The sequence below is a fragment of the Marinobacter sp. S0848L genome (assembly GCF_023016065.1).
In the GTDB taxonomy this organism is placed as follows: domain Bacteria; phylum Pseudomonadota; class Gammaproteobacteria; order Pseudomonadales; family Oleiphilaceae; genus Marinobacter.
Genome location: NZ_JALKAQ010000015.1, coordinates 18,397 through 32,125 on the forward strand (window position 1 = coordinate 18,397; position 13,729 = coordinate 32,125).

General features: G+C 55.1%; 11 protein-coding genes. 5 read left to right on the forward strand and 6 right to left on the reverse strand.

All coding sequences use genetic code 11. The features are described from left to right. Positions 1 to 40 precede the first annotated feature (40 nt). Together astD and MWU64_RS14365 are read left to right on the forward strand one after the other, a co-directional pair. Positions 41 to 1,510, forward strand: coding sequence for a succinylglutamate-semialdehyde dehydrogenase (astD, locus tag MWU64_RS14360; protein ID WP_247065068.1), 1,470 nt, complete (start codon positions 41 to 43; stop codon positions 1,508 to 1,510). A gap of 132 nt (positions 1,511 to 1,642) precedes the next feature. Further along, the gene (locus MWU64_RS14365; protein WP_247065069.1) at positions 1,643 to 2,134 is read left to right on the forward strand and encodes a fibronectin type III domain-containing protein; all 492 of its coding nucleotides are present in this window, start codon (positions 1,643 to 1,645) and stop codon (positions 2,132 to 2,134) included. Positions 2,135 to 2,148: 14 nt separating this feature from the next. Here the strand turns inward: MWU64_RS14365 and MWU64_RS14370 are convergent, their stop codons facing one another. From MWU64_RS14370 to MWU64_RS14385, 4 genes are all read right to left on the reverse strand, one after another. After that, positions 2,149 to 4,713 (reverse strand): CHASE2 domain-containing protein, encoded by a 2,565-nt coding sequence (locus MWU64_RS14370; protein WP_247065070.1) that lies wholly within the window; start codon positions 4,711 to 4,713, stop codon positions 2,149 to 2,151. Between the two features lie 32 nt (positions 4,714 to 4,745). Continuing rightward, entirely contained in the window at positions 4,746 to 6,389 is a 1,644-nt protein-coding gene (locus MWU64_RS14375; protein ID WP_247065071.1) for a FecR domain-containing protein, read from the reverse strand. Next, positions 6,382 to 7,110, reverse strand: a complete 729-nt coding sequence (locus MWU64_RS14380; protein WP_247065072.1) for a response regulator transcription factor — start codon at positions 7,108 to 7,110, stop codon at positions 6,382 to 6,384. Before MWU64_RS14380 ends, MWU64_RS14375 begins: the two co-directional genes overlap by 8 nt. Before the next feature lie 105 nt (positions 7,111 to 7,215). Then, entirely contained in the window at positions 7,216 to 9,387 is a 2,172-nt protein-coding gene (locus tag MWU64_RS14385) for a DNA topoisomerase III (protein WP_247065073.1), read from the reverse strand. A gap of 120 nt (positions 9,388 to 9,507) precedes the next feature. Here MWU64_RS14385 and MWU64_RS14390 point away from each other — a divergent pair, with 120 nt between their 5' ends. After that, positions 9,508 to 9,864 carry a BolA/IbaG family iron-sulfur metabolism protein gene (locus tag MWU64_RS14390; protein WP_247065074.1) on the forward strand — a complete coding sequence of 119 codons (357 nt, stop codon included), beginning with the start codon at positions 9,508 to 9,510 and terminating at the stop codon, positions 9,862 to 9,864. Further along, entirely contained in the window at positions 9,861 to 10,484 is a 624-nt protein-coding gene (locus MWU64_RS14395) for an L-threonylcarbamoyladenylate synthase (protein ID WP_247065076.1), read from the forward strand. The genes MWU64_RS14390 and MWU64_RS14395 overlap by 4 nt, the downstream gene beginning before the upstream one ends. A 34-nt stretch (positions 10,485 to 10,518) precedes the next feature. On the opposite strand, the gene MWU64_RS14400 is transcribed toward MWU64_RS14395, so the two are convergent. After that, the gene (locus tag MWU64_RS14400; protein WP_247065077.1) at positions 10,519 to 11,181 is read right to left on the reverse strand and encodes a hypothetical protein; all 663 of its coding nucleotides are present in this window, start codon (positions 11,179 to 11,181) and stop codon (positions 10,519 to 10,521) included. A 252-nt stretch (positions 11,182 to 11,433) separates the two neighbouring features. On the opposite strand from MWU64_RS14400, the gene MWU64_RS14405 reads away from it, so the two are divergent. Further along, entirely contained in the window at positions 11,434 to 13,047 is a 1,614-nt protein-coding gene (locus MWU64_RS14405) for a methyl-accepting chemotaxis protein (protein ID WP_247065079.1), read from the forward strand. A 16-nt stretch (positions 13,048 to 13,063) separates the two neighbouring features. On the opposite strand, the gene MWU64_RS14410 is transcribed toward MWU64_RS14405, so the two are convergent. Continuing rightward, on the reverse strand, positions 13,064 to 13,711 hold the full coding sequence (locus MWU64_RS14410; protein ID WP_247065081.1) for an MBL fold metallo-hydrolase: 648 nt from the start codon (positions 13,709 to 13,711) through the stop codon (positions 13,064 to 13,066). Positions 13,712 to 13,729 lie beyond the last annotated feature (18 nt).

Below are 13,729 nucleotides of genomic sequence, written 5' to 3' on the forward strand. Positions count from 1 at the left end.
GCCTGCTCTCCATTTCCCCTCAGTTAGCAAGGAGTTTCAAATGACGCTTCCGGTAATGATTAACGGCGAATGGTTCAAAGGGCAGGGTGCGGCGTTTTCGTCGCTGAACCCGGCTACCGGTGAGGTGTATTGGCAGGGCAATGCCGCCGACGAGGCTCAGGTTTCGGCGGCTGTAGCGGCCGCAAGAAAGGCCAGTACCCAGTGGGTGGGGTTGGGTTTTGATCAGCGAGTGAACATCGCCCGTAGATTTGCTGAATTGCTGGGCGAGCAGAAAGAGACGTTTGCCACCTGTATTGCTACCGAAACGGGCAAACCGCTCTGGGAAGCTCGAACGGAAGTGTCGGCCATGTTCGGGAAAATCGAAATTTCTGTAAAAGCCTATAACGAACGTACCGGCCAGCGCAGCAGCGAGGTTGCGGGCGCTCGGGCGGTGTTGCGCCATAAACCCCATGGCGTGGTGGCTGTGTTTGGCCCCTATAACTTCCCGGGCCATCTACCGAACGGACACATAGTGCCAGCGCTGATCGCGGGCAATACCGTGGTATTCAAGCCCAGCGAGTTAACCCCTGCCGTGGCCGGGAAAATGGTCGAGTTGTGGTTGGAAGCCGGCTTGCCGAGCGGCGTGTTGAATCTGGTGCAAGGTGCCAAAGATACCGGCATTGCGCTGGCAAACCATCGCGATATCGACGGTTTGTTTTTCACCGGCAGCTCCTCCACCGGGCAAATTCTGCACAAACAATTTGCGGGCAATCCCGGGAAGATTCTTGCACTCGAAATGGGTGGCAACAACCCGTTGATTGTTGACGAACCTGCGGATGTGCAAGCTGCAGTCTACGAAACCCTTCAGTCGGCTTATATCACCTCAGGGCAGCGTTGTACCTGCGCGCGACGATTGCTGGTTCCGGAAGGTGATTGGGGAGACCGTTTTTTGGCGGCACTCACGAAAGCGGTAGAGTCGATTAAAGTGGGCGGTGCTTTTGACGATCCCGCGCCGTTTATGGGGAGCGTGATATCGGAATCTGCTGCCGACGGTGTTCTGGCGGCACAAAAGCAACTGCTGAGCCGGGGGGCTGTGGCGTTGGTTGCCGGCAAGAAGCTCCGCCCGGGTACTGGCTTGCTGTCGCCAGCACTCATAGACGTTACACCGGTTGCTGACATCGAAGATGAGGAGGTTTTCGGGCCTTTGCTACAGGTGATTCGCTACCGTAATTTCGATGAAGCCATCGAGCGGGCCAACGATACCCGTTTCGGCTTGTCAGCCGGGTTGTTCAGCGACAGCGAAGAACGCTTTGACTATTTCTATCAGCGAATCCGCGCCGGCATCGTGAACTGGAACAAGCAACTCACCGGTGCATCCAGTTCCGCGCCTTTCGGTGGTGTGGGAGCCAGCGGTAATCATCGGGCCAGTGCCTGGTACGCGGCCGACTATTGTTCCTACCCGGTTGCCGGTATGGAGGCGGCGAGCCTTTTACTGCCCGATACATTCGCCCCGGGTTTGAAACTGAATTGAACGATTTGCCAGCGTTTGTAACTGACGCGGCGAAATGTTGACGAATTAACAACAAAAAGACAGACGTTTCTCGTATTAGTCATTCCGTCGGTTTTATAGAATTTCACAAATTCGACGGAAAGCTGGTGCGAGATGATCGAAAAACGCGTCATTAAAGTGTCAAAGGCGTGGATTGCCGCGTTTGCTCTAGGATTGGCGATGACAGGTTGTGGAGGCGGTGGATCGGGTGGATCTGACTCTTCGGCGTCTAATTCAGCCGGAACGAATAGTTCCGCCTCGACTGAACCGGGTAAGGGCTCGTCAGCCAATTCGGAGGGGACAACGGAGTCCGAAGCGGCAGAAGAGAGTCGTTCAGCGGTGTTGAGCTGGTCTGCACCTGCTACCCGCGTCAATGGCGATGGCATTGCCATGGGCGAGCTGGATAAATACGTGATCCGCTACGGCCAGAACATCGACGATCTCAATGAAGAGATTGTTCTTGAGGGGGCTGATTCCTACCCGGAAATGTCCCACACTGTAGAAAATCTCGATACGGGCGATTGGTATTTCACGATTCAGGTTCAGGATAAACAAGGGCTGATCAGCGAGCCTTCAGAGCCGGTGAGTAAAACCATCCAGTCTTGATACTCGGCTTCCCGTTACCCCATCGGGTCGGCAATCGGAAGCTTTAGGGTGAAGGTGGTGCCTTCACCCAGCATTGAATCCACGTAAATCTTCCCTTTATGCTTTTCCACAACGGTCTTAACGAACGCCAGGCCGAGCCCTGTGCCGTGGTTGCCTGCAATTTCGTTATGGCGCTGACGATGGTACCGGTCGAACAGATAAGGCAGTTCGCGTTCATCAATCCCTGAACCTTCGTCTGAAATGGCGAGTCCGGCAATGTGGCCTGCCTGGTATACCTGGATGGTAATCGTGGTTTCCGGCGCACTGTATTGAATGGCGTTGGTCAGCAGATTTATCACAGCCCGCTCCAGCAACTCGGCATTGCCCTGTAACCACAGATCTTCGGTATCGTTCAGTTCTAGGCGAATGTGCTTCTCGTAGGCCTGTTCACTGACGCTGTCGCGTGCGTTTTCAACAATCGCCAGCAGGTCGCAATCGTAAAACCGGGTTTCGGACAGCTGTTCTGCTCGGGCCAGGTTTACAAACTCTTCCGCCAGCGAATAGCTGCGCCGCGCCAGTTTACCGAGCTGTTCAATCTGGTATTCGTTGATGTTCGATGGGTCTCGTTTTAACTGCTCGATCAGCGCGAGCTGAGACACCAGCGGCGAGCGAACATCGTGAGATATGAAGTCGATCACCTGGCGATGCTGACGCTGCTGTTCGCGCAGTTCGGAAATGTCAGAGAGATTGGCAATGATGCCGGATTGTCCGTCTCCGGGAAGCGTCACCGGGGCCAAATGAAGGATAAAATCCCGGCCGTGCACTTTCAGGTTTACCGTGCGGCTTTCGTTAAGGGTGAGGGTTTCCGACACAATTTCGTGCCAGGCTGGCTGCTCTTTCGGGTCATGGCCTTGTAGCAGTTTGATCAGCGGCATACCGCTGAGACTGGGCATCGGTTCGCGAAACCAGTCTTCAATATGGCGATTGGCAAAGCGGATCACGGCCAGTTCATCAGTCACGATGATGCCGTCGGGCATGTGCTCGAAACTGTGTTGAATGAACGACTGCATCTGGCTAAGTCGTTTGTTTGCCAGCTGCACTTTCTCTAACCGAGGCGAGAACGCCTGAACGGAGTGCTGGATGGAATTCGTGTTGGTATCGCTTTCCAGTTCAAGATCACGCAAATATTGTTGGGTCACCTCGCGGCTCAGGTCATTTTTCAACGTCAGCCCCAGCACATAGGTTGAGCTACCCCGCTCGAGCTTGATCCAGCTTTGATTCAGCTGATGAACCCAGTGGCCTGCTTCGGACAAATGGGGGGCTTGCGCCATGGTCATACCATGGATTTGAAGCAGTTCTCCGTTCTCCCACAGTAACCAGCCTTCGGGTTCAAGAAAGGCTTGAAAATGTTCCAGCAATTGGGCCGGTTGCCTTTTCGCCGGTTGCGGCAGTGACAGGTGCGGGGTGCTCGCCATATCGTCCAGCTGTTGATTCAGGAAGCGGTTGGTCATGGCAAGCCGGTAGCCCGTGGCGATGGGGACCGCAAAGAGTATCAGCAGCACAGTGTTGATAATGGGTAGCTGAATCCGTAGATAAAACAGCAACAGAAGATAGCCGGCAATAAGAAGGCTACACAATGTCATACAGGCGATCAGCGTATAAGAAGGTGTCAGTCGCGGTAGCAGAAGCGCCAGAATGACTAGCACCAGTAGGCTAAGAGCGAAGCTGGTCCATTCGGGTGCCTCGGCAATAAGCAGACGCTGCTGGTCGGCGGAAAAAATGTTGGCTTGAAACTCTACGCCCGACAGGGGCAGGCCAAAGCCAGAGAAGGCAGTGGGTAAGATGTCACCGAAGCCCGCTGCTGTTGCGCCAACGAAAACCGTTTTCCCTGCAAACATCTCGTCGGAATGGCTGCCCTCGAGGACGGCAGCGTAAGAGGTACTGGGAATGGTTCCCGCGGCACCTGCTAAAGGTACTTTACGATAGTCTGCGCGTACGTTTACGTAAGCCGGAACGTCGTTCTCCGGCAAAGGCAGGTGGAGGCTTTGTTGCGCCAAAGCGAGTGTCGGCCACAAACGGTTCGCCATGCCGTTTCTCAAATAGATGCCTCGGGCAACGCTGTCGCTATCGAGTTCAACGTGGACATGGCCGAGCGCGCTGGCAGCGGTCGCTAGCTCGGGCGTGGGCAATTGCTCGCGGATAAGTTGGTGCGGTGGGTTGGCTGATAAAAACACCGGCAGGGCAACCCGGCCATGCCGGCTCATGGCTGCAGCGAGGGTCGGGTCGTCCGCGTGAGGTTCCGGAAACAGAAGATCGATCACGACTGCTTCAGCCCCCGCCTCGTAAAGCTCATCAATCAGCTGGGCGTGGCGTTTTCGAGGCCAGGGCCAGCGGCCGAGTTGACTGAGGCTGTACTCGTCAATAGCAACCACGGCGACTTTTTCGCTCACTGGGGCAGGCCATGTGGTGATGGCCTGATCGTAAAGCCATAACTCAAGGCGGTCGGGCAGTCCGGCGCTTTGAAATACAAACAAGCTGAGCAGCAACAGGAGGCCCAAAGCCCACGGCGCGTTTTTTATGGTAAGCCAGTCCTTGGTCATGGGCCTCGTGCTATTGCAGGTTCAGTCGGTGATTAGTCGAGATACAGCTCGCGGCCAGGGCCCCAACGGCTAGCCGCAGGCCCCTCGGAAACCGCCTTCACGCGCACAAAATACCGCCGCCCGGGAATCAGGCGTAACGAGGCTGTGGTGTCTGGCACATCGGCCTCTTTGATAATGTTCTGGAAGCTGGGTTCTTCAGAAAGCTGTAACCGATATTTCTCGGCGGAATCGGCTTGCTCCCAAAATACCCGGACCTGACTGTCCAGGTAATTGATGTTGATGATTCGAACCGGTGGTAGTGTACCGTTGACAGTGAACTGTCGGGCTTCCGAGGCTGCGAACGATGTGCCGCCCGCTTCGGTCGCCACCCGCCAGAAGTAGGTGCCCGGGCTTAGAGCTCGCGAGGGTAGCGCACGACCTTCCGGCGCCCATTCACTGGTGCTGACCAGATTCTCGAACGTTGGGTCGTGTGAAATCTCGACACGAGCGACCTCGTTAGCGCCATTCAGCTGCCAACGAAACTCCGGCATGTCATCATCGACACTGGTATCGTGCTCAGGACTGACGAGTGTCGGGGTTTTAGCCTGTAACGCCACTTCGATCGGAACCACCGAAGGTAGTCCCGCAATGCCGCGTCGATCAAGAGCGGCAACATGAACTTCGTATTGACCGTTGTCGAGTTGGTCGATCGGGAACTGACTGCTGGTGACACTGCGGCTTTGTACCCACCCACCTGAGGATGTTTCAAAAATATCGATTCGATGAGCGGGCGCAGGCGTAGTTTGCCAAGACAATTCCAGTGGTAGCTGGCTGACCACAGGCTCTACGGGGTTGATCTCGGGGGCTGGTGGCAGTTGGCGGATGCGCAAACGATCAGATCCTGTCGTCGCTACGCTTGCACCATAGCCCGCGGGAATGCGTTGCGATTTGCCGGGCCGCCCGAAATCTACAGCACCCTGCTGAACCTGAATACTGGTGCCATTGGCATTTGCCTGTAACGTAAATGCGGTGCCACGCACGGCGGCTACGGCCGATGGTGTTGTTAGTTCGAACCGGGCCCCGTTTTCACGAAGGGGTTTTACGCGGGAATGCACTTCACCTTTGTGCAGCCTGAGCCGTGTGTCTACCATGCCGGTTTTGCCGTACTGGGTCAGTCGGTTGAACATGAGCCGGGAGTTAGGCGAAACCCGTAGTTCCGAGCCATCGGCCAGTGTCAGCGTGGCTGAACCGGCGCCCAACAAAAGTTCGTCCCCGACCCGAATAAACGATTGCTTGGTCAGCGCAGTTTTTCGGCCATCAGACCCCGAAATGTGCTGAACGTTTCCGCTGACCGACGATACCCGAGCAGGCTCGGGCTGACGTTTGAGCCAGGCAATCGGTATGCGCAGTGATTGTCCAGCCTTAAGGCTGGTGTTAGCGGACAATCCGTTGTGTGCAAGCAGCCGGTAGCTGTCTCTGGGGTTTTGCAGAAACGATTCGGAAATGCTGGCCAACGAGTCATTCTTTTGCAGAGTGTAAATCCATTCCGGCATGGTTTCAGCCGAATAGGAAGGCGCAGGCGCGGAACCTTGAGCAACCGTCCACTCTGCCACAGCGAAACCGGGCACGACAGCAAGGGCCAGCGCGAGCCAGCAGGTCAAAAGGTTGCGCAAAGCAGGCACGATCGGCTCAGGCATGGGAAGCAAGGTCACTCGCACGTGCAGTTGCTACGGCTGGTTGAACGGTTTCCAAACGGTACCCCCGCTGATAGATGGTTTTAATCCGAAAACCGTTGTCCGGATTGAGCCCCAGTCGGCGGCGTAGTCGGCTGATGTGGGTGTCAACAGTACGAGTGTTGATGTCTCGCGCCACCCCCCATACTCGTTCCAGAAGTACGTCCCGTGTGAGCAGACGTCCCTGATTCTGGAACAGGAACAGAGTCAGGTCGAAATCTTTATCCGTCAGGGCCAGGAGTTCGCCGTGCAGGCGAATACTGCGCTGGTTCATGTTGACTTCGAACGGGCCAAAATTAAGCAGCTCTTTATCGCTATCCGGGTTACTGCGGCGTGCCAGAGCATTCAGCCGCGCGATTAATTCGGCAGCGCGGGCCGGCTTGGCCAGAAAATCGTCCGCACCGGCATCGAGTGCACAAACAATGTCGCTTTCGCTATCGTGCTGGGTCAGGAATATCGCCGGAATCGCCCAGTCGAGGTGGGTGCGCACGTTTTTCAGAACGTCGATACCCGTCATGTCCGGTATCTGCCAATCCAGAATGATCAGGTCGTAACTTCTATGCAGTACGGCGCTCAGGAAGGATTGACCGGTAGCAAAGCTGTCACATTTGTGCCCTTTGTCAGACACTATTGCTTGGATGTTTTGCGCTTGTTCAAATTCATCCTCAAGCAGAGCAATGCGCATTGAGCCTGGCCTCTATGGTGATACTTGGTGCGGGGTCGCTTTTGCAGAATGAAGAAATGGTGAACTCTGCAGCAACGCCAATTATCCCAGAAAAAGTGCAGTGTTTCAGTGACGATATGTACTATTCCGTAACACTAAAGCGGGTTTTCCATTGTCGTCATTAACTGTTTGTCGGCACGCGGGGAAATTACTGCAGCCCCAGAACCAACCTTTTTTGCTTTGACGACGAACCAACGGCGAAAAACAGTGGGGGCAGGGCACCGGTTTCTGGCTGGTGCCATCCTGGGGTTCGCTGTCTTCCATGGGGCGCGTGCCGGTGCACTTAGGGTAACGGGTGCAGGCATAGAATGGCCCGAATTTGCCCTCTCTTTGAACCATCGGCGTTCGGCACTTGGGGCAATGTATGCTGGTCTCGCTCTGGGGCCTGCCTGCGGGAGCGTACTGCTGGTCGATGAAGCCCCGTATTTCGTTTTTCAGGGTTTCAAGGAACGCTCTGGGGTCGTCTTCACCCCTGCGAATGCCTTCAAGCGTCGCTTCCCATACTGCCGTGCGGTCTGGTGTTCGAGCAGAATCCGGTAGCGCAGCAATCAGAGCTTTGCCTTTATCGGTGGCGCGAATGAACCGTTTTTCCCGCAGCAGATAATCACGCCGGAACAACGTATCAATGATCGCCGCCCGGGTTGCTTCTGTGCCTAGGCCATCGGTTTCTCTCAAGGTTTTGCGCAGTTCGGCATCCGCAACAAATCGTGCGATGTTGGTCATAGCCGAAAGCAGTGTGGCATCGGTGAAATGCTGGGGCGGCTGGGTTTTACGCTCTTTCACCTCAGCCTGTCGGCAGATGGTCGGTTCGTCACGTTCGAGCCGTGGCAGCGGAGGTTTCGGAGGCTCCCCGGTTTTATCTTTAAGCTTCAGCTCCAGCACTTTCCAGCCGGGGCTGAACACCGCTGTTTCCGTCGCGCGGAACTTATGCTCCTGTACTTGCACAGTGAGTTTGCCCTCCCGGTGGATGGCATCTTCACAGAATTGCATCAAGTAGTAGCGGCTGACCAGGTCGTAGATTTTCTGTTCCGCAGCCGTGAGCTTACCGTTCGCGGAGGGCCGGACGGTGGGAATAATCGCGTGGTGTGCATCAACCTTTTTGTCGTTCCAGGCTGCTGACTTGTGTTGGCTGTCGAGTTGTTCGGTGTGACCTGCCAGATCGGGTGCGGCCCGGCCAATGGCCTGGATCACCTGCTCGCGCTGATTAAAGTGCTCTTCGGGCAGGTAGCGTGAATCCGAACGCGGATAGGTAATAAGCTGATGTCGCTCGTAGAGATTCTGGGCCGTATCCAGCACCTCTTTTGCACCCATGCGGAACAAACGACCGGCTTCAATTTGCAGCGCCGAGAGCGACAGGGGCAATGGTGGCGGCTCGGGTCTGTCTCGAAAGCGTGAGTCCACAATGCGCCCGGGCCGGCCGTCCACGGCGTTGGCGATGTCGTTCGCAATGTCGCGATTGAGCAGGCGGCCTTCTTCATCCAGATGGTCCTGGAACTGATCGTCTGGTAGCCAGCGAGCGGTGAACGGCCGAGGGTCTGATTCTTCTTCCGACGCCTGAAACACACCCTCAATCCGGAACCAGGGTTTGGGCTCAAAGTGTTCGATGGTGTTGTCCCGCTCGACCACCAGGCCCAGAACCGGTGTTTGCACACGGCCAACCGAATAGACGCCCTGCTCGCCTTGTTGCTGATAGGTGAGTGTGTAAAACCGCGTAAGATTAATGCCGTAAAGCCAGTCCGCTCTTTGCCGGGCCAGAGCGGAGTGAGACAGGCTTCGGAACGCGCTGTTCTCTTTCGGGCTGGCGATGGCTCGGGCAACAGCATTGGGAGTCAGGTCGTTTATCAGTACACGTTTGACCGGCACCTTTGCGCCCACAAACCGAATAACCTCATCCACCAGCAACTGACCTTCGCGGTCCGGGTCGCCAGCGTGGGTGATCAGCCTGGCGTTGCGGATGAGCGATTCGAGCACTTTGAACTGCTGCTTAACGCTGTCCTTCGGGACCAGCTGCCATTGATCCGGATACAACGGCAAATCTTCGAGGCGCCAGCGTTTCCACGCCGGGTTGTAGCTGGCCGGTTCTGCTGGTTCAAGCAAGTGGCCAATACACCAGCTAACGGTGACCGATTCATGCCCTTCACCACAGCGTATCCAGCCTTGGCCTTTTTGATAGGGGCCGGGCAGGGCGGCGGCAATGGCACGTGCCAAACTGGGTTTTTCAGCTATATAGAGGTGCATGGTATTCGGATTCTATAAATGGCACCGGAATGTGGCCCTTTCGCTCATTGGTGTCAAGGTTCTGAGCTAGCACGCTTTGTGTAGTAGACTGGGTTTATATTGACGGGAGGGTAAGTGACTATGCAAGTTCAGAACGCCATTGAAACCAAGCTTGCCGACGCATTCGAAGTGCAGCATCTGATGGTGGAAAATGAAAGCCACATGCATTCGGTGCCGCCCAATTCCGAAACGCATTTTAAAGTGACGTTGGTTTCGGGCGAGTTTAACGGAACGATGAAAGTAAAACGCCACCAGTTGATTTATAAAGTGCTGGCCGAAGAGCTTGCAGGGCCAGTGCATGCCTTGGCGTTGCATTTGTATACGCCGGAGGAGTGGGCGAATACGGGGCAGGCAACACCCGATTCGCCAAATTGTATGGGCGGTTCCAAAGGCGATGCCTCGATGGCCGCCAAGCTGAAACAGGGAGTTAATTCATGAGCCAGTTTTTTCAAATTCATCCCGAGAATCCGCAAAAACGTTTGATCAAGCAGGCAGTGGACATCATCCGCAGCGGCGGTGTGATTGTGTACCCAACCGACTCCGGATATGCACTGGGTTGTCATCTGGGGGATAAGCAAGCCGCTGATCGAATCAAGCGCATTCGCCAACTGGACGACAAGCACAACTTCACGCTGGTGTGCCGTGATCTCTCTGATATTGGTGTGTATGCCAAAGTTGATAATACCCAGTATCGGCTCCTGAAAACATTTACCCCCGGGGCCTACACCTTCATTTTGGATGCAACCAGTGAAGTACCGCGCCGTTTGTTGCATCCCAAGCGTCGGACCATTGGTGTTCGTGTGCCAGACAACGCGATTGTGCGGGATCTGTTGGGTGAATTGGGTGAGCCGATCATGAGCAGCACGTTAATATTGCCGGGTGAAACCGAGCCCATGACAGACCCGGAAGACATTCGTGACGCTTTGGAGAAAGAGCTGGACCTGATTATTGATGGCGGGTTTTGCGGTATGGAAGCCACCACGGTGGTGAACTTTACCGGAGATGTACCCGAAGTGACCCGAGTCGGCAAGGGCGACCCCGCACCGTTTGAAGGGTAACGCTCTAAGGTGTACTTGAACGTCCGGCTGGAAATCAGGCCCGGGCGTTCAAGTTAAAGGCATAGCGCTGTGAGTTGCTCGTGGCCACGGGCTGATTGACGCTGGTGTTTCGGCGAAGGCTGTCGTACCGATGCAGTACATCCTGCAGGCCGTTAAATTGTTGGTTTTCACTCACCAGTGCGCTTAACAAAGAGTTGCGAACGCCGTAAGCCTGGTTCAGCTTCAGCGCGTTATCCATAAAATGCAGCGTCGGTTCACTGACGCTCAGGCGACTGAAGGCGTCTGTGAAATCCCGGTTGTTGTTCAGGTCTTGTTCAATTTTCCCTCGAATCTCATCGGGTACCTTTCCTTCGACAACCGTTCTTCCGTCTTCGCCTTTGCTTACGTTCAGAGCGGTAGCAGGGTGTACGTTGTACTCGGCAAGTTTGTGCCGCAGCGTGTCCCGGATGTACGAAAGATCCTGTGCCACGGTTTGTTTATATTGATTCAGTGGTAGTTTTTGCACCTTTACGTCAGCAGGGTCTAGCGCCTTTTGTTCCGATGGCGTGAAGCGATCGCCATCCGGGCTGCCGGTAGCTTCGAGCTTCGAAGTGTTAGTCGTCACTCCGTCGCCGGGGTTACCTGTGGGTGCCTGACGGGTGTCCATGGCTTGCTGAAAACGGGTACTGGCTTGGATCAATGATGTCAGCAACGACATGGTCTGTTTCCTCCTGGGTGGCAAAAATCTGCCGGATTTCCGATGCCTGAATGGTCTATTAGCTAAGCAGCAGTTTTCGTGCCAGCTCGTGCAACGTTGGTTTAAAGAAAGGTGATGTTTTGTAAGGAGGCTATCTAATTGTTGGGTTGAATGATCTGGGTCACTAAAAATAGAAACAGAATCTATAAAGTTATGGCTCGACCTGCCGTCATATCCTGTATTCCTCTTTTGATGATCCGCCCCCGGAGCAACATGAAAAAACACTATTCCATTCGTTTCCTATTGTTGTCCGCACTGGCAACGGCGTTTTCCGTGATATTGGTTTTCACGGTGGTGTTCAGCGCCCAGTCTCAACGTGCGCACTTGGAAGACTACAGTCAGAAATACGTTGAAGGCTTAGCGAAATCGTACTTTGATGGCCTGAATACCATGATGCTGACAGGCACTATTAGTAATCGGGATATGTTGCGTGACAAGGCGATAGCGTCTGAAGAGGTTCTGGATGTTCGGGTGATTCGCAGTGATCAGCTGAATGCCATGTTTGGTGCTGGCAGTGCATCGGAGCGCAAACGCGAACCTTTGGACAAGCGTGCGTTGGCGGGCGAACGCGTGGAGCAGTTCTCCAGCAATGAGGATGGGCGAGTGTATACATTGGTTGAACCGGTCATTGCCCGGTCAGACTACCAAGGTGTGAATTGCCATAGCTGCCATCAGAGCGAGGAAGGAGATGTTCTGGGCGCTATCCGAGTGGATTACTCGCTGGCGAAAAGCGATGCCCGGCTTCAGAAGCAGCTCCTCTTTGGTGGAGGGGTGCAAACCGCCATATTGCTGACGATCTTCATGCTGACCGCTTTGGTGTTGGGCCGATTGGTTTTCTCGCGCTTGCGTCGATTGCACGACAGTATGGATGAAATCTCCCGCAACTCCGATCTCTCGGTTGAACTCGACGTGTCCCGCAACGACGAAATTGGTTCTGTTTCGCGCGCCTTTAACCGAATGATGGCCAAAATTCGCGAGAGCATGCATACCGTCATGGAAAATGCCGCCGAAGTGGAAGCCGCGGCACGTTCGATCTCTGCAAAAGCCGAAACAACGGAGCATGAGGTGCTGGCGCAGAAAGACAATACCGATCAGGTAGCCAGTGCCACGACCGAGATGGCAGCTTCTGCGGTACAGGTTCGGGAGAACGCTGCCGATACTGCGCGGAAGTCTGCAGACACGGCTGGATCTGCAGAGGCCGGCGAGCAATTAGCCCGTAATGCGGTTCAGGGTATTGAATTGCTTAATGCTGAAGTTCAAAAAGGCGCCGGGCGCATTGAAGAGCTTGATCAGCGCACAACCGAAATGGCGTCTCGTTTGGAGCTGATTTCCGAAATTGCCGACCAGACTAACCTGCTTGCCTTGAACGCTGCGATTGAGGCGGCTCGAGCGGGTGAGCAAGGGCGAGGCTTTTCAGTGGTGGCAGATGAAGTTCGGGCGCTGGCTTCTCGCACACAAGATGCGACCGATGACATTCGCAAAACCATTGATGGCCTAAAACACGAAGTCGTGGATTGCGTGGGCACGATGCGCCATGCCTCAGAACTGGCGCAGAACCAGGTAGACGCCATTCTTACAGTCGAAAGTGAGTTGCAAAGCATTGCCGCTGCGGTGCGAGAAATCACCGGCTTGAACGAGCAGATGGAAAACGCTTCGTACGAGCAAAGCTCTGTTTCTGAGTCGATCAATCAGAACGTCATCGAAATCAGCCGTTCAGCCGAGCAAACCTCCAGCGATGCGCAAGACACCGCCCGCATAGCCGGAGATCTTCTGAACATGGCGGAAACCCTGCGCAAAACCGTAGAACAATTCCGTTTGTCGCGGTAATAATCTGGCCGGGGTATTAACCCCGGTGATCAGAGACGAACGGATTCGTGGCTTTTTCGTGGCCAAATGTGGACATGGGGCCGTGGCCCGAGATGAAGCTCACACGGTCGCCCAGCGGGAAAAGCTTTTCGCGGATAGAGCGGATTAACGTGCCGTGATCGCCTTTCGGGAAGTCGGTTCGGCCAATGGATCCGTTAAACAACACGTCTCCTACCAGCGCCAGTTCAGAATTCCGGTGGTAGAATACAACGTGGCCCGGGGTATGGCCGGGGCAGTGCAGCACTTCTAATGTCTGGTTGCCAACGGTGGCCGTGTCGCCATCCTCCAGCCAACGGTCTGGCGTGAACACTTCCGGCGTTGCGAACCCGAACATCTGGGCTTGCATGGGCAGCCCTTGAATCCAGAAATTATCTTCTTTCTGAGGCCCCACAATGGGAATGTCGGCGATCTTGGCCAACTCGGCCGTGCCGCCGGCATGATCAATATGAGCATGGGTTAGCAGGATCTTTTCAACGGCCACGCCTTCTTCTTCAATTGCTGCCTGAATACGGTCCAGATCCCCGCCGGGATCAACCACGGCGGCTTTCATGGTGTCTTCGCACCAGATCAACGTGCAGTTTTGTTCGAACGGCGTTACCGGCACAATGCGGTACTTAAGGGACATAATCGGCCTCAACTTGTA

Bases quoted from the DNA above. Each gene is read 5' to 3' on its own strand.
- astD (WP_247065068.1), top strand. From the start codon at position 41: ATGACGCTTCCGGTAATGATTAACGGCGAATGGTTCAAAGGGCAGGGT.
- MWU64_RS14365 (WP_247065069.1), top strand. From the start codon at position 1,643: ATGATCGAAAAACGCGTCATTAAAGTGTCAAAGGCGTGGATTGCCGCG.
- MWU64_RS14370 (WP_247065070.1), bottom strand. From the start codon at position 4,713: ATGACCAAGGACTGGCTTACCATAAAAAACGCGCCGTGGGCTTTGGGC.
- MWU64_RS14375 (WP_247065071.1), bottom strand. From the start codon at position 6,389: ATGCCTGAGCCGATCGTGCCTGCTTTGCGCAACCTTTTGACCTGCTGG.
- MWU64_RS14380 (WP_247065072.1), bottom strand. From the start codon at position 7,110: ATGCGCATTGCTCTGCTTGAGGATGAATTTGAACAAGCGCAAAACATC.
- MWU64_RS14385 (WP_247065073.1), bottom strand. From the start codon at position 9,387: ATGCACCTCTATATAGCTGAAAAACCCAGTTTGGCACGTGCCATTGCC.
- MWU64_RS14390 (WP_247065074.1), top strand. From the start codon at position 9,508: ATGCAAGTTCAGAACGCCATTGAAACCAAGCTTGCCGACGCATTCGAA.
- MWU64_RS14395 (WP_247065076.1), top strand. From the start codon at position 9,861: ATGAGCCAGTTTTTTCAAATTCATCCCGAGAATCCGCAAAAACGTTTG.
- MWU64_RS14400 (WP_247065077.1), bottom strand. From the start codon at position 11,181: ATGTCGTTGCTGACATCATTGATCCAAGCCAGTACCCGTTTTCAGCAA.
- MWU64_RS14405 (WP_247065079.1), top strand. From the start codon at position 11,434: ATGAAAAAACACTATTCCATTCGTTTCCTATTGTTGTCCGCACTGGCA.
- MWU64_RS14410 (WP_247065081.1), bottom strand. From the start codon at position 13,711: ATGTCCCTTAAGTACCGCATTGTGCCGGTAACGCCGTTCGAACAAAAC.